The organism is Streptomyces sp. NPDC047886, from assembly GCF_043204435.1.
In the GTDB taxonomy this organism is placed as follows: Bacteria; Actinomycetota; Actinomycetes; order Streptomycetales; family Streptomycetaceae; genus Streptomyces.
This window is the reverse complement of record NZ_JBIDCF010000002.1, coordinates 671360-691366: the sequence shown is the minus strand read 5'-3', so window position 1 is coordinate 691366 and position 20007 is coordinate 671360. Positions and strand designations below refer to the sequence as shown.

The 20007-nt window shown below is 72.7% G+C and carries 15 protein-coding genes; 8 read left to right on the top strand and 7 right to left on the bottom strand.

Going from position 1 to position 20007, the window contains the following annotated elements:
• The first annotated feature begins 258 nt into the window (after positions 1-258).
• Together ACGF5U_RS08790 and ACGF5U_RS08785 are read left to right on the top strand one after the other, a co-directional pair.
• A complete protein-coding gene (locus tag ACGF5U_RS08790; RefSeq protein WP_392712421.1) occupies positions 259-1839 on the top strand; it encodes a S8 family serine peptidase in 1581 nt (526 codons plus the stop codon).
• Positions 1840-2041: 202 nt separating this feature from the next.
• The gene (locus tag ACGF5U_RS08785; RefSeq protein ID WP_392712423.1) at positions 2042-3226 is read left to right on the top strand and encodes a DUF4190 domain-containing protein; all 1185 of its coding nucleotides are present in this window, start codon (positions 2042-2044) and stop codon (positions 3224-3226) included.
• Positions 3227-3271: 45 nt separating this feature from the next.
• Here ACGF5U_RS08785 and ACGF5U_RS08780 read toward each other — a convergent pair whose 3' ends face one another.
• On the bottom strand, positions 3272-4654 hold the full coding sequence (locus ACGF5U_RS08780) for a glycoside hydrolase family 18 protein (RefSeq protein WP_392712424.1): 1383 nt from the start codon (positions 4652-4654) through the stop codon (positions 3272-3274).
• Between the two features lie 253 nt (positions 4655-4907).
• Here ACGF5U_RS08780 and ACGF5U_RS08775 point away from each other — a divergent pair, with 253 nt between their 5' ends.
• From ACGF5U_RS08775 to ACGF5U_RS08755, 5 genes are all read left to right on the top strand, one after another.
• Positions 4908-5660 (top strand): GntR family transcriptional regulator, encoded by a 753-nt coding sequence (locus ACGF5U_RS08775; protein WP_392712426.1) that lies wholly within the window; start codon positions 4908-4910, stop codon positions 5658-5660.
• Positions 5661-5941: 281 nt separating this feature from the next.
• On the top strand, positions 5942-6121 hold the full coding sequence (locus tag ACGF5U_RS08770; protein WP_392712427.1) for an SPOR domain-containing protein: 180 nt from the start codon (positions 5942-5944) through the stop codon (positions 6119-6121).
• 389 nt (positions 6122-6510) lie between these two features.
• Entirely contained in the window at positions 6511-6978 is a 468-nt protein-coding gene (locus tag ACGF5U_RS08765) for a (deoxy)nucleoside triphosphate pyrophosphohydrolase (RefSeq protein ID WP_392712428.1), read from the top strand.
• A 117-nt stretch (positions 6979-7095) separates the two neighbouring features.
• Positions 7096-7524, top strand: a complete 429-nt coding sequence (locus ACGF5U_RS08760) for an ATP-binding protein (RefSeq protein ID WP_392712429.1) — start codon at positions 7096-7098, stop codon at positions 7522-7524.
• 147 nt (positions 7525-7671) lie between these two features.
• Positions 7672-10209 carry a SpoIIE family protein phosphatase gene (locus ACGF5U_RS08755; protein ID WP_392712431.1) on the top strand — a complete coding sequence of 846 codons (2538 nt, stop codon included), beginning with the start codon at positions 7672-7674 and terminating at the stop codon, positions 10207-10209.
• Between the two features lie 112 nt (positions 10210-10321).
• Here the strand turns inward: ACGF5U_RS08755 and ACGF5U_RS08750 are convergent, their stop codons facing one another.
• From ACGF5U_RS08750 to ACGF5U_RS08725, 6 genes are all read right to left on the bottom strand, one after another.
• Entirely contained in the window at positions 10322-11035 is a 714-nt protein-coding gene (locus tag ACGF5U_RS08750) for a PspA/IM30 family protein (RefSeq protein WP_392712432.1), read from the bottom strand.
• Between the two features lie 59 nt (positions 11036-11094).
• Entirely contained in the window at positions 11095-13143 is a 2049-nt protein-coding gene (locus ACGF5U_RS08745) for a TPM domain-containing protein (protein WP_392712434.1), read from the bottom strand.
• A 63-nt stretch (positions 13144-13206) separates the two neighbouring features.
• Positions 13207-13983 (bottom strand): succinate dehydrogenase/fumarate reductase iron-sulfur subunit, encoded by a 777-nt coding sequence (locus tag ACGF5U_RS08740; RefSeq protein ID WP_392712435.1) that lies wholly within the window; start codon positions 13981-13983, stop codon positions 13207-13209.
• Positions 13980-15935 carry a fumarate reductase/succinate dehydrogenase flavoprotein subunit gene (locus ACGF5U_RS08735; RefSeq protein ID WP_392712436.1) on the bottom strand — a complete coding sequence of 652 codons (1956 nt, stop codon included), beginning with the start codon at positions 15933-15935 and terminating at the stop codon, positions 13980-13982. Before ACGF5U_RS08735 ends, ACGF5U_RS08740 begins: the two co-directional genes overlap by 4 nt.
• A gap of 18 nt (positions 15936-15953) precedes the next feature.
• The gene (locus tag ACGF5U_RS08730) at positions 15954-16793 is read right to left on the bottom strand and encodes a hypothetical protein (RefSeq protein WP_392712437.1); all 840 of its coding nucleotides are present in this window, start codon (positions 16791-16793) and stop codon (positions 15954-15956) included.
• A 75-nt stretch (positions 16794-16868) separates the two neighbouring features.
• Positions 16869-17087, bottom strand: coding sequence for a hypothetical protein (locus ACGF5U_RS08725; protein ID WP_392712438.1), 219 nt, complete (start codon positions 17085-17087; stop codon positions 16869-16871).
• A 294-nt stretch (positions 17088-17381) separates the two neighbouring features.
• On the opposite strand from ACGF5U_RS08725, the gene ACGF5U_RS08720 reads away from it, so the two are divergent.
• Positions 17382-19727: an ABC transporter family substrate-binding protein gene (locus ACGF5U_RS08720; RefSeq protein WP_392712440.1), complete on the top strand. Its 2346-nt coding sequence runs from the start codon at positions 17382-17384 to the stop codon at positions 19725-19727.
• The last annotated feature ends 280 nt before the right edge of the window (positions 19728-20007 follow it).

Below are 20007 nucleotides of genomic sequence, written 5' to 3'. Positions count from 1 at the left end.
GGCTCCGCATGTGCCGGTGGGTGGCGCCTCGATTCGGTTGTGTGGCACACGCGTTACATGGCCTGCCGCACCCTTGTGTGATTCCTATGGATCCGTCAATCTTTCGGACGGCAGTCGTCGGGGACGGGGTCAACGCCGCGTACTCCCACGGTGGGGCATGTCCATGCAGGGGTTGTCATGAGCATGCCACCTTGCTCCTCCGGGGATCTGTCGCACTTCCCCCACAGCAACGCACCACCAATGAGGAGGACCCCTCACATGTCAGTGATGCGTACGTCGCGGCGAAGAGTCGCCGCGGCCAGTGCCATAGCCGTCGCCGCCCTCGCTCTCGGCTCCCTCTCCACCCTTCCGGCCACCGCCGCCGAGTCCGCGGCGGAGGGCGTCATCGAGAACGCGGGCGCGCCGAACGCCGTCGCGGGCAGCTACATCGTGACCCTCGACGAGTCCGCAGCCGACTCCGACGAGGCGTCCGGCAAGGCGGTCGCGGCGCGCTACGGCGCGAAGATCAAGAAGACGTACACCGCGGCCCTCAACGGGTACGCCGTCGAACTCTCCGAGGCCCAGGCGAAGAAGCTCGCCGCCGACCCGGCGGTCGAGTCCGTCGTCCAGGACCGCGTCTTCACGATCTCCGGCACGCAGCCGTCCCCGCCGTCCTGGGGTCTGGACCGGATCGACCAGCGCGGCCTGCCGCTCAACCAGAGCTACACCTACCCCGACCCGGGCGGCGAGGGCGTCACCGCGTACATCATCGACACCGGCGTACGCATCACCCACGGCGACTTCGGCGGCCGGGCGACCTACGGCTACGACGCCATCGACAACGACAACACGGCGCAGGACGGCCATGGCCACGGCACCCACGTGGCCGGCACCGTCGGCGGGTCCTCCTACGGTGTCGCCAAGAAGGCCAAGATCGTCGGCGTCCGGGTGCTCAACAACCAGGGCTCCGGTACGACCGCACAGGTCGTCGCCGGTATCGACTGGGTGACGCGGAACGCCGTGAAGCCGGCCGTCGCCAACATGAGCCTCGGTGGCGGCGCCGACACCGCCCTCGACAACGCCGTCCGCAACTCCATCTCCTCCGGCGTCACGTACGCCATCGCGGCGGGCAACGACGGCCGCGACGCGTCCAGCACCTCGCCGGCCCGGGTCGCCGAGGCCATCACGGTCGGTTCGACGACCAGCTCCGACGCCCGCTCCAGCTTCTCCAACTACGGCAGCATCCTGGACATCTTCGCGCCGGGATCGTCCATCACCTCCGCCTGGAACAGCAGCGACTCCGCGACGAACACCATCAGCGGTACGTCGATGGCCACCCCGCACGTCGCGGGCGCCGCCGCGCTGTACCTGGCGAACAACCGGTCGGCCACCCCGGCCCAGGTCGCCACGGCCCTGACGTCCGCCGCCACCAGCGGTGCCGTCGGCAACCCGGGCAGCGGCTCCCCGAACCGCCTGCTGTACGTGGGCGACGGCGGCACCACCCCGCCGCCCGGCGGCGCCCGCTTCGAGAACACCACCGACTACGCGATCAACGACAACTCCACCGTCGAGTCGCCGATCACCGTGACCGGCGTCGCGGGCAACGCCCCGTCGGGCCTCCAGGTGCCGGTGAACATCGTGCACACCTACATCGGTGACCTTCAGGTCCAGCTCATCGCGCCGGACGGCTCGGCGTACACGCTGAAGGGCTACGGCACCGGCGGCAGCAGCGACAACATCAACACCACCTACACCGTCAACGCCTCGTCCGAGGTCGCGAACGGTACGTGGAAGCTGCGGGTGAGCGACAACGCCCGCTACGACACCGGGAAGATCGACTCCTGGGCACTGCAGTTCTGACCACAGCACGCGCTCAGGCGCGGGTGGGTGCGCGTACGTGAGTACGTGAGTACGTGAGTACGTGAGCGGGGCGGTCGCCGAGCCGGGCGGCCGCCCCGCTCCGCATTGGGCTCCGGGCCCCGGAACGCGTACGATGCGCGCCGCTCATACGTTTGTTCGCCTCCCCCCGCCTCGCCCCCGCCCGACAGGAGCACCCGTACCCGTGTCATCGTCCCCGCAGGGCTGGCCCCCGCCGCAGCAGCCGTACCCGCCGGTGCCCCCGCCGCCGGGTGCGGGGCTGCCGCCCTCGCCGAACGTCAACGGTCTCTCCATCGCCTCCCTCGTCGCCGGCATCGTGTGCTGTGTGCCGCCGCTCGGTCTGATCCTGGGCGCGGTCGCGCTGCGGCAGATCAAGAAGAAGGGCGAGCGGGGCAAGGGGCTGGCCCTCACGGGCGTGATCCTCTCCCTGATCAGCACGCTGCTCGTGACGATCGGCGTCGCCACCGGCGCCGCCGACGGGCTCTTCGACGGTCTGCGCCGTGCCAAGGAGGAGGCGGCGAGTTCCCGTTCGCCGTTCGCCCTGCGTACGGGCCAGTGCTTCAACACCCCCGGCGGGGACCTGACGAAGGAGGTCTTCAACGTCAAGGTCGTCGACTGCGCCAAGCCCCACCAGGCCGAGGTGACCGGCGGCTTCAAGCTGACCGGGTTCACCGAGTGGCCGGGCGAGAAGCCCATCGAGCCGATCGCCGAGAAGCGCTGCGACGAGATCAGCCTGCGCTACGCGATGGACACCTGGGCCCTGCCCGAGGACATCTGGACGTACTACTACCAGCCGAGCGAGGAGAGCTGGCGGGGTGGCGACCGGGTCGTGACCTGCGCGTTCGCCATGGAGAAGGGCAAGCTCAGCACCTCGCTGCGCAGTGACGCCACCACCCTCACGGCCCCGCAGGCGGACTTCCTGACCGCCGTCAACGGCATCGACGCGGCGCTGATCGCCGAACCCGACGCCGATGTCGACGCCGACTTCGACGCCAACGTGGCGTGGGCGAAGGAGGTCTCGGCCGCGCTGGGCGCCGCGGTGGCGGGACTGGAGGCCCGCCAGTGGACCGGGGCGTCCGCGAAGCCGGTCGCCGACCTGGTGAAGAAGCTCAAGGCGGCCCGTCAGGACTGGGTCAAGGCGGCGGACGCGGCGGACGCCGAAACGTTCTGGCAGCACTACGACACGGGGTACGACGCGCTCCCGATGGACCTCGGCCGCGAGGCCCGCTCGGCGCTCGGCCTGCACGACACGCCGCCGGAGGACGGCGAGCCGGGGGGCGGCGAGTCTGGGGGCGGCGCGCCGGGCGACGGCGAGCCGGGTGAGGGTCCCGCCGGGGAGGGCGCGCCGGAGGGCGGGACCGCCGTCTGAGCGACGGCCCCGCCCCGGGGCGCCGGGTGGCGCGGGGGGTCCGGGTCAGCGGTGGCCGAGGCCGCGGTCGACGGCGTTGATCAGTTCGCCGTCGGCCGTGTCGCCGTCCAGGGACCAGAACATCGCGCCGCCCAGGCCTCGTGCGCGTACGTACGACGCCTTGGTCCACAGCACCCGCGGGTCGTCGTACGTCCACAGGGTCGTGCCGTCGAAGAGCCAGGCGTGGCCGCCCCGGCGGTCGCGGTGGAGCGTGTACCGCCCTGAGTCGGCGAGCTTCGCGAGGGCCTTGTAGTCCTCGTAGCCGGACGCCCACGTCGCCGGCGCCGGTCCGGTCGCGGGCTGCCCGAGGCCGTCGCCGCCGCCCTTCACGCCCGTCCAGCCCTGCCCGTAGAACGGCATGCCGACGACGAGTTTGCGGGCGGGCGCCCCTCGGCGGAGCCAGTCCCGGACGGTCTGGTCGACGCTGAAGTCGTCCTTCGCGAACAGGGCCGACTGCTGGGCCGTGGTCTGCTCGCCTGAGACGTGGAAGTCGTAGCCCTGGAGGGTCACGAAGTCGAGGTCCCGCATGATCGCGCGGACCTCGAAGCCCGCGTCGATCTTCTCCGGCGCGGTCGGTACGAACGCGGACAGCTCGTAGTGCCTGGGCCGGGCGAGCGACCTCCCGTAGGCGTCGAGCTGGGTGCGGAACTCATGGACGAGCGCGGTGAAGTTGCGCTTGTCCTCCGGGCGGAACACCGTGTCGGTGTCGCCCGCCGAGCCGGGCCACTCCCAGTCGAGGTCGATGCCGTCGAAGACCCCGGCCGCCGCGCCCGCGCCGCCCCGGGCGCCGTCCACCGGCAGGTCGCCCTTGATGTAGAGGTCCAGGCACGAGGTGACGAACGCCTTGCGGGAGGCGGGCGTACGGGCCGCGTCGGAGAAGTGGGTGGACCAGCTCCAGCCGCCCAGCGAGATCATCACCTTCAGGCCGGGGTGCCTGGCTTTGAGTTCGCGCAGTTGGTTGAAGTTCCCCGCGAGCGGCTGATCGGCGGTGTCGGCGACGCCGTCCACCGAGTCGGCCGCGTCGAGCGGACGGGCGTAGTCGGCCCAGGCGTCCGCCTCGCCGGGAATGTTGCCGGTGAAGCAGGTGCCTTGCGGACTGACGTTGCCGAAGGCGTAGTTGATGTGGGTGAGCTTGCCGGCCGTACCGCTCGTATCGAGGTCCTTGACCTGGAAGTCCCGCCCGTAGACGCCCCACTGGGTGAAGTAGCCGACGCGCTTGTACGTGGTCGGGTGCCCCGTGCCGTGCGCGGCGTCGGCCGTCCCGACGGCGGAGGCGGCGGCGGGGGTGGTCGTGGCGGGGGTGGTGGCGGCGGTGGCCGGGGCCAGGCCGGAGAGGAGGGAGAAGGAGCAGGCGGCGATGGTCAGCCGGAAGAGGTCGCGTCGACGCATGAGGCTCATTTCGGTACGGGGTCATTCGGTCGGACGTGCCGGAGCCGTGCTGAGCGTGCGGCAGGAACCTATTGGTCTGGACCATTCCGGTCAAGAGGGTGGGCGCCCTGTCGGGCGGGGTGGCGCTTTCTACCCCGGGTAAGGCCGGGTGAACCAGCAGCCATCACTTCGAGTGAAACATTGGCCCATGCTTGCGATTCTCGACGGACCGTTGCGACTCTGTAGCTGTCTGTCAACCTGATGGGAGTGGCCCGTGACTTTCGGTGAGCAGCCCGCCTATCTGCGCGTTGCGAGCGATCTGCGGAGAAAGATCGTCAACGGCTCGCTGCCGCCGCACACGCGGCTTCCCTCGCAGGCCCGTATCCGCGAGGAGTACGGGGTCTCGGACACGGTCGCGCTGGAGGCCCGCAAGGTGCTGATGGCCGAAGGTCTGGTCGAGGGCCGCTCCGGTTCGGGGACATACGTCCGCGAGCGGCCCGTGCCGCGCCGGATCGCCCGCTCCGGATACCGCCCCCCGGCCGGTATGAATCCGTTCCGGCAGGAGCAGGCGGCCGAAGGCGCGCGCGGCACCTGGGAGTCCAGCAGCGAGCAGGAGCACGCGAGCGGACGGGTCGCCGAGCGGCTCGGAATCGCCCCGGGAGACCCGGTGATGCGCACGCGGTACGTGTTCCGGGACGGCGGCGAGCCGATGATGCTCTCCACCTCCTGGGAGCCGCTCGCCGTGACGGGCCGTACGCCGGTCATGCTGCCGGAGGAGGGGCCGCTCGGCGGCTGCGGCGTCGTGGACCGGATGGCGGCGATCGACGTCGTCGTGGACAACGTGGTGGAGGAGGTCGGCGCCCGGCCGGGGCTGGCGGAGGAGCTGCTGACCCTCGGGGGAGTGCCGGGTCATGTGGTGATGGTGGTGGAGCGTACGTACTTCGCGTCGGGGCGGGCGGTGGAGACGGCGGACGTGGTGGTGCCGGCCGACCGCTACCGGATCGCCTACCACCTACCCGTGCGGTGAACTGACGTGCGCTCAGCCCCGCTGGGCGCACGTGGCCCGAGGGGGCAGGGGGCAGGGAGCAGAGGGCAGAGGGCAGGGGGCGGGAGGCAAGGGGCAAGGGGGCAAGGGGGCGCACTCGGCCGGGTGCGCCCCCTTCTGCCGTGGGTTCACTGGCCGGATGTGTATCTCTTTGTAAAAACACGGATCCTCTGCGTGAAGGTCAGGCGTAAGCTCAGGCATATGCGGATTGCGGTTTCCTCGGGACCCTTAGAGGCATGCGGCCCGGCGGGGGGAGAGACGTGATGAGCGACAGCGGTGCGATGCTCCCCTGGCTGGTGATCCGCCAGGACGACAACGGCAACCACTACCGGGTGGGGAGGTACGCGACCAGGGACGAGGCGCAGCAGGTCGCCGACAGTCTCGACGCGCGCGGACACGAGCAGCTGTACTGGGTCGAGCGCATGGGCCAGCCCGCGCGCTGACCCGCGCCGAACTTCGCGGGCCGCGCGCCCGCGCACGATGACCGGGCCGGGGCGGCGACCTCCTGAGCGCACCGTTCGGCGAGGCCGACGTCCACGGACCGAAGACGCACGGGCCGATGCCCGCGTGCGCCCACACTCCACGCGTCCGCGCCCCACGCGTCCACGCCTCACGCGTCTACGCACGGGGCGACCCCTGTCGTGTGCGGCGGTGCCGCGTGCGCCCAGGCGTCCATGCCCGACGCCCACGCGTCCATGCCACCGCGCGTCCATGCCCGACGCCCACGCGTCCATGCCCCGTGCGTCCAGCCCGACGCGTCCGTGCGCCGATGTCCCGCGCTCCCGTGCCCACGCCCCGGGCCCCGGGTCGCCCGGGGGATACGCTCGCGGGCATGACCGAACGTGTGGTGGTGGCCGGGGCCGTGGTGGACCGTGGGCGGCTGCTGGCGGCCCGGCGGAGCGCGCCGCCCGCGCTGGCCGGCCGCTGGGAGCTGCCCGGCGGAAAGCTGGAGCCCGGCGAGACGCCGGAGCAGGCGCTCGTACGGGAGCTGCGGGAGGAGCTGGGGGTCGAGGCCGAGCCGGGTGAGCGCATCCCCGGCGAGTGGCCGCTCGGGCCCGGGTACGTCCTCCAGGTGTGGACCGCCCGGCTGCTCTCCGGCGAGCCGAGGCCCCTGGAGGATCACGACGAACTGCGCTGGTTGTCCCGTCAGGAATGGGACAGTGTCGACTGGCTGGATCAGGACCTCCCCGCCGTCGCCGAGGCCGTGCGCCGACTGCCTGTCAGCACCGAGGACCAGGACGGCTCCACCGGCTCGGTCGGCCGCCCCGAAGACGCCCCGCCGCCCGGAGTGCGCGACTGACCCGGTACGCCGTTCGTGCCACGATGCGCCCACCTCTGCGATAGTCCGCCGTAAATATCGGGTATGGACTGATTAACCCCCCGAAAACGGACGTGGGTCTGCTGCTGGTCTGGGGATGTGGTCGGTGTGATCGACACCGAGGGAGAGTGCGCCGAGTGGACCTTTCCGGCTGAGCTCGACGCCGTACGCAACGCCCGTCATGCCGTACGCGACACGCTGCGCGCGTGGCAGCTGGACGCCGCGATCGGGGATATGACGGTGCTCCTCGTGAGTGAGCTCGTGACCAATTCCTTGCGGTACGCCTACGGGCCGATCGGCGTACGGCTCGTCCGCCTTCCCCGCGACGGCGAAGAGTTTCCGCCACACCCCGCCCTGCTGGTGGAGGTCTCCGATCCGCTTCCGGATCCGCCCCGTGAACGCGACGCGGGACCGGACGACGAAGGGGGCCGTGGCCTGCGGCTCATCGCCTGCTCGGCCCGCCGGTGGGGGACGCGCAAGGGACGCACGGGCAAGACGGTGTGGTTCGAGCTGGCCCTGCCTGGTTAGAAGACTGAAGGGACAACGATCACTCCGGGCCCGGCGCGAAATGAACGAGACCAGCCTGTGATCGTGAACGGCGTGCCGACGGGGGCCGTAGTGCTGAATACTGCGGGAATGGCCGGTCCGGTGCGGTGAGCTGGAGGGGACGGTCGCGTGAGCGAGATACCTGAGACGGCGAACGGCGTCATGTGGCAGAGCAGCCCGCCTGGCTCGATCTATGACTACATCAGAGTCGCGTCGTTCTCGATCGGCCCCGACGGGCTGGTCGACCAGTGGAGCCTGCGCGCCGCCGACCTGTTCGGCATCCCGGCCGACCAGGCGATCGGCAGGGACCCGGTCGAGGCGTTCATGCCCGCCGACCTCCGTCCCCGGGGTCACCGCAGGGTCGCGGAGATCCTCGACGGCAAGGAGTGGACCGGACTGGTCCCGTTCCGGATGGGCGGGGAGCGGCCGATACGGGGCATCGCCGAGCTCTACGTCATGCCGACCGAGACGGAGACCGGCGAGCGCGCGGCGCTCTGCATCGTCGTCGACGTCCGGGCGCTGCGCCGTATAGAGACAGATCTTGCGGCCTCGCAGGCGATTTTCGGTCAATCCCCCTTCGGCTTCCTGCTGTTCGGTACGGATCTGACGGTGCAGCGGGCCAACCAGCGCTTCGTCACCGTCTTCGGCGGCTCCGCCGACGACCACCGGGGCCGGACCGTCCACGACTATCTGTCCCGGTCGGAGGCGGACCGGATGACCGCCGCGCTCCGCCGCGTCCTGGAGACCGGGGAGTCCGTCACCGACCTCCAGATCGTCGGAGCCGTCCCCGGCGGCACCGAGCGCAGGCACTGGGCCATCAACCTCTACCGGGTGCACAGCGGCGCCGGCCGCCCGGTGGGAGTCGCCGGACTCGGCATCGACGTCACCCGCCGCCACAACGCCGCCCGCGAGGCCGCGAACGCCCGCCGCAACCTCGCCCTCCTCAACGAGGCGGGCGCTCGCATCGGCAACTCCCTCGACCTGGAGACCACCGCCCGCGAACTGCTCGACGTCGCCGTCCCCGGCTTCTGCGACCTGGCGTCCGTCGACCTCTACCAGGGGCTCCTCACCGGCGACGAGGCGGCGCCCGGCCGGGGCGACCGCACGGCCGAACTGCGCCGGGTCGCGTTCTCCAGCGCCGTGGCCGACACCCCGCTCCTCGCCGCCGGCGGCGGGACCGGCTGCTGCGAGACCCAGCCGACGGAGGTCGGAGCCGTCCACCGCTACCCGTTCAACTCGCCCTGCGCGCAGGCCCTGCGCACCGGGCGGCCGCAGACCGTGCCGGCGGCCGACGGCAGCCTCGTCCAGTCCACGCTGGCCGTGCCGATGGTCGCGCACGACACCGTCGTCGGGCTGGTCCGGTTCTCCCGTACGAAGGGCAGCGAACCGTTCGGCGAGCGGGACCGCGCCCTCGCCGTCGAGCTGGCCTCCCGCGCGGCCGTCTGCATCGACAACGCGCGTCTCTACCGCAGGGAGCACGAGCGGGCGCTGATCCTCCAGCGCAGCCTGCTGCCGCCCGGCGACCCGGAGGCGGCCGGACTCGACATCGCCTGCCGCTACCTGCCGGGCAACACGGCCACCGAGGTGGGCGGCGACTGGTTCGACGTGATCGAACTGCCCGGCCACCGCACCGCGCTCGTCGTCGGCGACGTCATGGGACGCGGCCTGCGCGCCGCCGTCGCCATGGGCGAACTGCGAACCGCCGTACGCACCTTGGCCCAGCTCGACCTGGAGCCCGCCGAGGTCCTCTCACACCTGGACGAGATCGCCCGTGGGCTCGGCGCGCCGATCGGCGCCCAGCGGGCGTCCCGCGCCGCGCACAAGCCGCGCGGCCCCGAGCTGTCCGAGGTGTACCTCGCGACCTGCGTGTACGCGGTGTACGACGCGGTCACCCGCCGCTGCACGTTCGCCAACGCGGGTCATCTGCCGCCGGTCGTGGTCGAACCCGGCGAGAAGGCGATGCTGCTCGACGTACCGCCGGGGATGCCGCTCGGCGTCGGCGGCGAGCCGTTCGAGGAGGTGGAGGTCGAACTGCCGGAGGGCGCCCTGCTGGCCCTGTACACCGATGGGCTCGTGGAATCCAGGGACCATCCGCTGGACGAGGGCCTCCAGGCGTTCCGGCAGGCCCTCACCGACGGCGGGCGCCCCCTCGAAGACGTGTGCGACCACATTCTCAACACGCTCGACACCCGGCACGGCGAGGACGACATCGCGCTGCTCATGGCCCGCGTCCAGGGCCTGCCCGCCGAGGCCGTCGGCGACTGGCGGCTGCCGCGCGAGCCCCGCTCGGTCGGGCGCGCCCGGGAGTACGCGCGCGCCCAGCTGCTGGCGTGGGACCTCGAACCGCTCCTGGACACGGTCGAACTGCTCGTGAGCGAACTGGTCACCAACGCCCTGCGGTACGGCGAGGGAGAGATCCGCCTGCGCCTCCTGCGGGACCGCACCCTGGTGTGCGAGGTGTGGGACTCCGGCCTCGTCCAGCCCAGACGCCGCCGCGCCCGGGACACCGACGAGGGCGGGCGCGGCCTGCAACTGGTGGGCCTGCTCAGCGCGTGCTGGGGCTCCCGCCGCACCCCGCGCGGCAAGACGGTCTGGTTCGAACTGTCCCTCCCCGACGGCGACGCCACCACGGAACCGACGGTGGACCAGCTGCTGAGCATGTTCTGACCCGCAGGGAGAAGCCCGGAGCCCGGCCGCCCCGGGCCCGCCGGCGCACGTCCCGCGCGGCGGCCGGACACCCGGCCATCACCCGCGTCGACAACCCCGCGGGTCACTACACCTAGGCCGCCGACTTCAGCGCGGCCAGGCGGGCTTCGATCTCCGCGGCGTCGCCCATGGCGTCGAGCTGCTCGAACTGGGCGTCCAGCGACGAGGCGGCGAGTTCCTGCTTGCCGAGGGCCTTCGCCTCCTCGCGGCGCACCTTGTCCTCGAACCTGCTGATCTCGCTCGTCGGATCCAGGACGTCGACGCTCTTGACGGCGTCCATCATCCGGTTGCGGGCCTCCGCCGACCTCGCGCGGGCCACCAGTTCGTCCCGCTTGGCGTGCAGCTCGCTCAGCTTGGCCTTCATCCGGGTCAGGCCGTCCTTCAGCTGTTCCACGACCTCCGTCTGGGAGGCGATCATCGGTTCGGCGGTCGCGGCCTCCTTCTCCGACTGGAGCTGGCGCCCGAGCGCGACCTTCGCCAGGTTGTCGAACTTGTCCGCCAGTTCGGGACGGTCCGCCGCCCGCAGCTCGTCCGCCTTGGTGCTGGCCGCCCGCGCCTTCTCGCCCCACTCGCGGGCCGCCTCCACGTCCTCGTCGTGGTCCTCCTCCAGCAGCCGCAGGTTGCCGATCGTCGCCGCGACCGCCTGCTCGGCCTCGTCGATGTTGGCCGCGTAGTCGCGGATCAGCTGGTCCAGCATGCGCTGGGGGTCCTCGGCCTGGTCCAGCAGGGCGTTGACGTTGGCCTTCGCCAGCCGGCCGACACGGCCGAGGATGGAATGCTTGCTCATGGCACCTCTCCTGATCTGAACCTGTGAACTGCCGGACTCCGTCGCCTTCCGCCGGTGGGTCAGAAGCGGCCTCCGCCGCCCAGCCGCCCCCGCGTCCCCCCGCCGCCGAAGCGCCCGGGGCCGCCGCCCGGCGGAGCGGGACCGAAGCCGCCGCGTCCCCCGCCGAGCACGCCGCCCAGCAGGATGCCGCCCAGCACCGCGCCGCCCACCCCGCCGAATCCGCCGGGACCGCCGCCGCCCGGGGTGCCGTACACGCGGACGTCCTGCTCGGCGAGGTCCTGCGCCTGCCGGGCCAGCGCGTCCGCCCGCTGTGCCTCCGCCAGCGCCGCGAACGGCTCCCCACCGGGCTCGGCACCCGCACCGCCGGCCGCCCGTTCCGCCGCCGCCAGCCGCCGCTGCGCCTCCGCGAGCCGGGTGCGGGCGGCGCTGCCGACGGCGCCGCGGTGCGTCGTGACGTAGTCGGCCGCCGCGGCGGTGGCGGACCTGGCCGCCAGCATCGCCTGGTCGAGCAGGGCCCGCGCCCGCCGCGCCGCCTCCTCCCGTTCCCGCTCCCCGGCCAGGGCCTCGTCGAGCGCGGCGTCGGCCTCCTCGACCCGGCGCAGCGCGTCGATCGGGTCGTACCGCTCGGCGTCCATCTCGTGCCGTACGGCGGCGAGCACCGAATCGGCCCGTGCGATCCGTCCTTGCAGGCCGGCCGTGGACACGCCGTCGGGTGTGCCCTTCAGCAGCCCGTGCGCGTCCGCGAGGTCGGTCTCGGTCTCGGCTACCGCGCCCGGCAGCTTCCCGGCGGCCTCGGCGAGCTCCAGCGCCCGCCGGTCCACCGCGTCGACGAGCCGGGCCGCCTGGTCGACGGCGCCCTCGGCGGCCCGTAGGTGGACGGCGGCCGCACCGTTGTCGTCGGCGGCCACCGCCGCGTGGGCCCGCTCCAGGTTGGCCGCCGCGAACAGCAGCCGGTCCCTGGCCTCATCGACGCCGCCCGCCACCGGCGACGCCGCGGACTCCGCGTACCGGCGCCGCATGGCGACGAGCGCCGCCTCCGCCGTACCGAGCCGGTCGTTCAGCTCCCGGTGCGCGGCGTCGGCGGCGGCGAGCGCCTCGGGGGCGGCCCGCTCCAGGGCCCGCAGCCGGTCGAACGCCTCGGACTCGGCGTCCAGCCGCCGGCCGGCGTCGGCGCACCGGGCGGTGATCTCCTGCAGCATGGCCCTGCGGGTGGCGTCGTCCTCCGGGTACGCGTCGTCCAGCCGTTGCCGCAGCCGGAACGCCGCCGTCAGCTCGCCGCGCGCGTACGCCAGCGCCTCGGTGAAGGGCCGCGCCGCCTCCTCACCGAACCGGGCGACCGCGAACCCCAGCTCCTCCTCGCTGGTGCGGACGGCGTCGTCGGTCTCGACCAGCGCCTTCCCCGCCCGCGCGTCCAGGTCGGCGAGCGGTGGCTCGTGCGTGCCGCCGTGCGGTGTCGTACGGGTCTCGGCCCTGCGCCGGCGTTTGGTGTACGTGTACGCGGCGACCGCGCCGGCCCCGAGGACCAGTGCGGCCGGCAGCACCAGGTCCGACCAGGTCCAGCCGCTGCCGCCCGGGTCGCGCGCGCCCGGCGTGATGGACGGCACCGGTACGGGGCTGCCCGCGAGGGCGGCGGAGTATCCGTCGGCGGCGCCGATGGCCGCGCCCGCCCAGTCGTTGGCGCGCAGGGCCGGTTCGACGGCGATCCGCGCGACCTCGTCGAGTGCCGCCTGGGAGAGCCGGGAGCGGGGGTCGGCCGAGTAGGCGTACTGCCGGTCGTGGGTGGCGACGGCGAGCAGGATGTCGTCGGCGCCGAGCCCGTTCACGGTGGCGGTGGTGTCCGCCCAGTCCTGTGCGGACCGTCCGGAGAAGTCCCGCACGTAGACGACGAAGAGCTGGACGCGCCGGTCGTCGTAGAGCCGGTCGAGGGCGCGGGCGACATCGCGTTCCCGGTCGCCGAGGGCCCCGACCTTGTCGGTGATCTGGCCCTGCCGGGCGAGCGGGACCGGTTCCTCCGCACGGGCGCCCGCGACGGCGGGCACCACCAGCCACCACACCGCCACCAGCACAGCGAGAACGGCCCGGAAGGCCAGGGTGGCTCTTCGCGTCACATATGTGAGGCTAAGCCGCCGCCCGCACCTCCGCGACCGGACGCCCGGCCCCGCCGGTCACCGTCAGCGGGCGCCCTTCCGGCGGCCGATCCTGCTGCCGAGCCAGACCAGCGGGTCGTACTTGCGGTCCACGGCCCGTTCCTTGAGGGGGATCAGCGCGTTGTCGGTGATCTTGATCTGTTCGGGGCAGACCTCCGTACAGCACTTGGTGATGTTGCAGTAGCCGAGTCCGTGCTCCTCCTGGGCCGTCCGCTTGCGGTCGAGGCCCGTTTCGGCGGCCGCGTCCAGCGGGTGCATGTCGAGTTCCGCGATCCGCATCAGGAAGCGCGGCCCGGCGAAGGGCGTCTTGTTCTCCTCGTGGTCCCGCACCACATGGCAGGTGTCCTGGCACAGGAAGCACTCGATGCACTTGCGGAACTCCTGCGAGCGTTCCACATCGATCTGCCCCATCCGGTAGTCGCCCGGAGCGACGCCCGGGGGCGGCACGAACGACGGGATCTCCCGGGCCTTGGCGTAGTTGTACGACACGTCCGTCACCAGGTCCCGTACCACGGGGAACGCCCGCAGCGGGGTGACCGTGACGACCTCGTCGCGGGTGAACACCGACATCCGGGTCATGCACATCAGCCGGGGCCGCCCGTTGACCTCGGCGCTGCACGAGCCGCACTTGCCCGCCTTGCAGTTCCAGCGGACGGCGAGGTCCGGCGCCTGGGTGGCCTGCAGCCGGTGGATGATGTCGAGGACGACCTCGCCGTCGTTCACCTCGACGGAGAAGTCCCGCAGGCCGCCGCCGTCCGCGTCGCCCCGCCACACCTTGAACCGGGCCGTGTACGAGGTCATTCGGTGAGCTCCTCTTCGGCGAGGTACTTGACCAGCTCCTCCTTGTCGAACAGGGCGAGCAGGTCGGGACGGACGGGCTCCGTGGTGGTCCGCTCCAGGGCGATCCCGGCCCCGTCCAGGGAGTCGTCGAGCCGGCACAGCAGGTTCACGCGGCGCCACTCGCGCCGCATCGCCGGGTGGTCCTCCCGGGTGTGCCCGCCCCGGCTCTCGGTGCGCTCCAGCGCCGCGCGGGCCACGCACTCGCTGACCAGCAGCATGTTGCGCAGGTCCAGCGCCAGGTGCCAGCCGGGGTTGAACTGCCGGTGGCCCTCCACCGACGCCCGTCCGGCCCGCCTCCGCAGCTCGGCCAGCTTCTCCAGCGCCCGCTCCATCTCCTCCGCGCGCCGGATGATGCCCACCAGGTCGTTCATGGCCTGCTGGAGCTCCTGGTGCAGGGTGTACGGGTTCTCCCCGGCGGTCTCCCCGGCGCCCGGCCCGGCGGTCTCTCCGGCGCCCGGCCCCGCGGCCCCGGCCGCCGTCCCGGTCGCGCCGAACGGCCGCAGCGCCTCCCGCGCCGCCTCGTCCACCCGGGCCGGGTCCGCCACGGGGCGGGTGGCGAGCCCGGTCGCGTACCGGGCCGCGTGGAGCCCGGCCCTGCGCCCGAAGACCAGCAGGTCCGACAGCGAGTTGCCGCCCAGCCGGTTCGAGCCGTGCATCCCGCCCGCGACCTCCCCGGCCGCGAAGAGCCCGGGGACGCCGACCGCCGCCGCCGTGTCCGAGTCGACGGCGACGCCGCCCATCACGTAGTGGCAGGTCGGCCCGACCTCCATGGCCTCGGCGGTGATGTCGACGTCCGCCAGCTCCTTGAACTGGTGGTACATCGACGGCAGCCGGCGGCGGATCTCGTCGGCCGGCAGCCGGGTCGACACGTCCAGGAACACCCCGCCGTGCGGGGAGCCGCGCCCCGCCTTGACCTCGGAGTTGATCGCGCGGGCCACCTCGTCGCGCGGCAGCAGCTCGGGCGGGCGCCGGTTGTTGTCGGGGTCCTCGTACCAGCGGTCGCCCTCGGCCTCGGACTCGGCGTACTTGTCCTTGAAGACGTCAGGGACGTAGTCGAACATGAACCGCTTGCCGTCGGAGTTCCGCAGCACCCCGCCGTCGCCGCGCACCGACTCGGTGACGAGGATGCCCTTCACGGACGGCGGCCAGACCATCCCGGTCGGATGGAACTGCACGAACTCCATGTTGAGCAGCGGCGCGCCCGCGAGCAGCGCCAGCGCGTGCCCGTCGCCGGTGTACTCCCAGGAGTTGGACGTCACCTTGAACGACTTGCCGATCCCGCCGGTCGCCAGGATCACCGCCGGGGCCTCCAGCACGAAGAACCGGCCCGACTCGCGCTCGTAGCAGAAGACGCCCGAGACCCGGCCGTCCGCGTCCGTGAGGATCCGGGTGACCGTGCACTCCTGGAAGACCTTCAGCCGGGACTCGTGGTCCCCGGACTCCTTGAAGTCCTCCTGTTGCAGCGCGACCGTCTTCTGCTGGAGGGTACGGATCAGCTCCAGGCCCGTGCGGTCGCCGACGTGCGCGAGGCGCGGGTACTCATGGCCGCCGAAGTTGCGCTGCGAGATCCGCCCGTCCTTCGTACGGTCGAACAGCGCGCCCCAGGTCTCCAGCTCCCACACCCGGTCCGGGGCCTCGCGGGCGTGCAGCTCGGCCATCCGCCACTGGTTGAGGAACTTCCCGCCGCGCATGGTGTCCCGGAAGTGGACCTGCCAGTTGTCGCCCGCGTTCACATTGCCCATGGCCGCCGCGATGCCGCCCTCGGCCATCACCGTGTGCGCCTTGCCGAAGAGGGACTTGCAGATGACGGCCGTACGGGCGCCCCGCTCGCGCGCCTCGATGGCGGCGCGCAGCCCGGCGCCGCCCGCGCCGACCACCACGACGTCCCACTCCTGCCGTTCCGCTCGGGTCATCGATAGGCACCTTTTCCTCTAGAAGAAGCGCGGGTCGTCGAAGGCGCCGGTCGCGAGCAGGTACACGTAGAAGTCGGCGAGGGCCACGCTCAGCAGGGACGCCCAGGCGAGCTGCATGTGGCGGGCGTTCAGCCGGCTCACCCAGGTCCACATCCGGTACCGGACCGGGTGCTTGGAGAAGTTCTTGAGCCGGCCGCCGACGATGTGCCGGCACGAGTGGCAGGAGATCGTGTACGCCCAGATGAGCACGATGTTGACGAGGAAGACGACCGTGCCGAGCCCCATGTGGCCCCAGGCGTACGAGGCGTCGCGGAAGGCGAGCACGGTGTCGTAGGTGAGGATCCCGGCGACCGGCACGGCGGCGTAGAAGAAGTACCGGTGGATGTTCTGCAGGATCAGCGGGAAGCGGGTCTCGCCGGTGTACGCGCGGTGCGGTTCGGCGACCGCGCAGGCCGGGGGAGACGCCCAGAAGCCCCGGTAGTAGGCCTTGCGGTAGTAGTAGCAGGTCAGCCGGAAGCCGAGCGGGAAGATCAGGATCAGCAGGGCGGGCGAGAGGCCCCACCAGCCGCCGAAGATTTCCCAGTTCGGTCCGCCCTTCATGGGGACGCAGTTCTCGGCGAGGCAGGGCGAGTAGAACGGCGACACATAGGGCGCCGCGTAGTAGTCGCCGTTCGCGAACGCCCGCCACGTCGAGTACACGACGAACGCGAGCAGACCGGCGGCGGTCGCGGCGGGCGCGAGCCACCACCGGTCGGTGCGGAGATGACGGGGCGCGATGGCGGCGCGTGAGGCGCTGTGCACGCCGTACGCGCCGCCCCGGCCCGTGGCGGTGCCGGGTGGTTCGGTGCCTGTGGCCAACGAGGTCTCCGAGGTCTGGCGTGGTCTCCCGGGGGGAGCGGGCCGTTCGGGCGCGCGTGCCGTTCAGGCGGCAGGTCAGGGCGCGTGCCGGTCGCGGGCGCCCAGGCCCTCGTCGTCCGAGTCGGTCCACAGGGTGGAGTCGTACGGGGTGTCGGGGATGGTCACCATGCCCTCGGGACGCTGTGCGGGCTTGCGCGCCTGCTGCTGCGCGAGGTCCCGTTCCAGCTGTCCGACCGAGCGGACCAGGTCGTCGAGACAGCGCTTGACGGCTGTCAGATCGTCCTGAAGCGACATCAGTTGCCCTCACTTCCGCGGTAGCGGGCGGCAAACACGCGCCTGGTGTCCCGCCGGCCGGGCGCGGCGGAGACATTGAGGGAGTGTCGCGCGTCACGTCCCTCGTTGTGAAGCGGCGTGCAGGGATTCCACTCGTCTGCCTGCCCGCTTTTCGGACACGTTGGGCCGCACGGGTGGTGTTGTCGGCGTCCACCGTCGTGTCGCCGCTTCCGGGCCCGTTCGGTCCTTTTCAGTGTATGGGCAATAGGTGTGATCATCGCCAAATTCCGCATTCAGGACGAAGAGGTACACGACATGTCCCTGGTCGGCGCCCCACGCGGGAGGACATGCACCCGCACCCACCGGTCGGCCGCGCTTCTCACCAGCGCGGTCCTCGCGGTCTCCGCACTCGCCGGCTGCAGCTCCGCCGACGCCGGGAGCGACGCGAAGCCCGTCCCGGCGGACATCGCCCCCGCCGACCGCGCCCGGGTCGCCGACGGCGGAGCGCTCCGCTGGGCCGTCGACGCGATGCCCACCACCCTCAACGCGTTCCAGGCCGACGCCGACGGCGCCACCGCCCGCATCGCCGGGGCGGTGCTGCCGTCCCTGTTCACACTGGACGAGCGCGGCCGCCCGCAGCTCAACGCCGACTACCTGGAGTCCGCCGAGATCGTCGAGCGCGAGCCCAAGCAGGTCGTCCTGTACAAGCTGAACCAGCAGGCGGTGTGGACCGACGGCCGGGAGATCGGGGCGCCCGACTTCGTCGCCCAGTGGCGGGCCCTCAGCGGCAAGGACAGCGCCTACTGGACCGCCCGCAACGCCGGCTACGAGCGCATCCAGAAGATCGAGCGCGGCGCCGACGACCTCCAGGTCAGGGTCACCTTCAGCAAGCCGTACGCCGACTGGCGGGCGCTGTTCACGCCGCTCTACCCCAAGGACGTGATGGGGTCGCCCGACGCCTTCAACGACGGCGCCCGCACCGCGTTGAAGGCGACCGCGGGCCCCTTCCGCCCCGGCGCGACCGACACCAAGGCCGGCACCGTCACCCTCGAGCGGAATCCGCGCTGGTGGGGCCGGCCCGCCAAGCTCGACCGGATCGTCCTGCGCGCCGTGCCCCGCACCGAGCGCGCCGCCGCGCTCACCCGGGGCACCGTCGATCTGGCCGAGATCGACCGCCGCGCCGCCGACCGGATCGCCGGCGCGGCACGGGAGGGCACGGCCGGCGCGCAGGCCCTCGCCCACGGCCCCGGAGCCGACACGGCTCCGTCCGCCGCGCTGAAGTCCTGGGCGCTGGCGTACGGCTCCGACGAGGAGAAGGCCGCGGACGCGCGGGCGGCCCGCGCCCGTCAGCAGAAGGCCGCGACGGCGTACCTGGCCACGCAGCGGGCGCTGCGCGGGTACGTCGTACGCAAGTCCCTGGAGCCCGCCTACACCCAGCTCGCCCTGAACGGCGGGTCCGGGCCGCTCGCCGACGAACGGGTGCGGCGCGCGGTCGCCCGCGCCCTGGACCGGCAGGAGCTCGCCGAGCTGGTCCTGAAGCCGCTGGGCCTGCCCGCGCGGCCGGTCGGCAGCCATCTCGCGCTGGCCGGGCAGCGGGCGTACGCCGACAGCAGCGGCGCACTCGGCGAGCAGGACACCGAGGAGGCGCGGGCACTGCTGGCGGACGCGGGCTGGACGAAGGGCGGCGGCCGGAGGACCGCCGAGTCCGACGAGGGCACGAAGGCCGGCAGCGAGGCTTCGCCGTCCACGGGCGCGAGCGCCCCCGCACGGGCCTCCGCCGCTCCGGGGGCCCCGGCCGCCGGCCGGGGTTCCGACGACCGGGCGTCGAACGACGGGCTGTACATCGTCGGCGACGACAAGCCGGGCATCGGCGGCCAGGGCCGTGAGTCCGGTACGTACATCCTGGCCCCGGCGCCGGCCGCGGCCCTGCACAGCGTCGCCGTGCAGCGCCAGGCCCGCTCCCTCACGGCCGCGCGGACGCCCGCGGCCGTCGGGGAGAAGGACGCCGGGGCGGACAGGGCCGGTGCCGCCGAGGACGGTGCCGCGGCCGACCGGCCCAAGGGCGGCGTACCCGGCGCCTACGCCCCGCGCGGCACCGCGGCCCCCGCCGCCGGGCCGCTCGGCAAGGACGGCAAGCCGCTCACCCTGCGGTTCGTGCTGCCCTCGGGCCCCGGCTCCGAGACCCTGCGCACCGTCGGCGAGAAGATCACCCGGATGCTGGACCGCATCGGCGTGGGCACCCGGATCGTCAAGGTCTCCGACGAGAGCTACTTCAAGGACCACATCGCCTCCGGCGACTTCGACCTCGCCCTGTACTCCTGGCCCGCGACCGCGTTCCCCGCGACGGACGGACGGCCGATCTACGCCAAGCCGGAGCCGGCCGGTGACGGCTCCCTGCTGGTGGAGCAGAACTACACCCGCGTCGGTACGGACCACATCGACCAGCTCTTCGACCAGGCGGCCGCCGAGCTGGACGAGGGGACGGCCCGGGACCTGGTGAAGCAGGCCGACGCCCGGATCTGGGCCGCCGCCGCTTCCATCCCCCTCTACCAGCGTCCGCAGCTGGTCGCGGCCAAGGCGTCCGTGGTGAACGCGGGGGCGTTCGGTTTCCTGAGCCCCCGCTACGAGGACATCGGCTTCAAGAAGGCCGGCGGGCGCTGAGCCGGTCCGCTCCCGCCCCACTCCCGCCCCGTTCCCGATCCCGCCCGGGTCACCCGTGCCCGCCGGTCCGCCGGCGGGCACACCCGTGTGCGGAGGCCGCGCGGGCGGGCGGGTGCGGCGGGGCCTGGGCAGGGCCCTGTTCGATCATGGGTTCCCGGGTGGGGAGGCCGTGTGGGCGACGGCCCCGTACCATGGACAGAGCCGTGGCGCGTCCGCCCGGCGGGCGTACGACGAACAAAGAGACGCCGCACCCACGATCCGAGAGAAGCGCAAGCCACTC

Excerpts from the sequence above, each read along its gene's own strand:
- ACGF5U_RS08790 (WP_392712421.1), top strand. The coding sequence starts at position 259 with ATGTCAGTGATGCGTACGTCGCGGCGAAGAGTCGCCGCGGCCAGTGCC.
- ACGF5U_RS08780 (WP_392712424.1), bottom strand. The coding sequence starts at position 4,654 with ATGCGTCGACGCGACCTCTTCCGGCTGACCATCGCCGCCTGCTCCTTC.
- ACGF5U_RS08770 (WP_392712427.1), top strand. The coding sequence starts at position 5,942 with ATGAGCGACAGCGGTGCGATGCTCCCCTGGCTGGTGATCCGCCAGGAC.
- ACGF5U_RS08765 (WP_392712428.1), top strand. The coding sequence starts at position 6,511 with ATGACCGAACGTGTGGTGGTGGCCGGGGCCGTGGTGGACCGTGGGCGG.
- ACGF5U_RS08750 (WP_392712432.1), bottom strand. The coding sequence starts at position 11,035 with ATGAGCAAGCATTCCATCCTCGGCCGTGTCGGCCGGCTGGCGAAGGCC.
- ACGF5U_RS08740 (WP_392712435.1), bottom strand. The coding sequence starts at position 13,983 with ATGACCTCGTACACGGCCCGGTTCAAGGTGTGGCGGGGCGACGCGGAC.
- ACGF5U_RS08735 (WP_392712436.1), bottom strand. The coding sequence starts at position 15,935 with ATGACCCGAGCGGAACGGCAGGAGTGGGACGTCGTGGTGGTCGGCGCG.
- ACGF5U_RS08725 (WP_392712438.1), bottom strand. The coding sequence starts at position 17,087 with ATGTCGCTTCAGGACGATCTGACAGCCGTCAAGCGCTGTCTCGACGAC.
- ACGF5U_RS08720 (WP_392712440.1), top strand. The coding sequence starts at position 17,382 with ATGTCCCTGGTCGGCGCCCCACGCGGGAGGACATGCACCCGCACCCAC.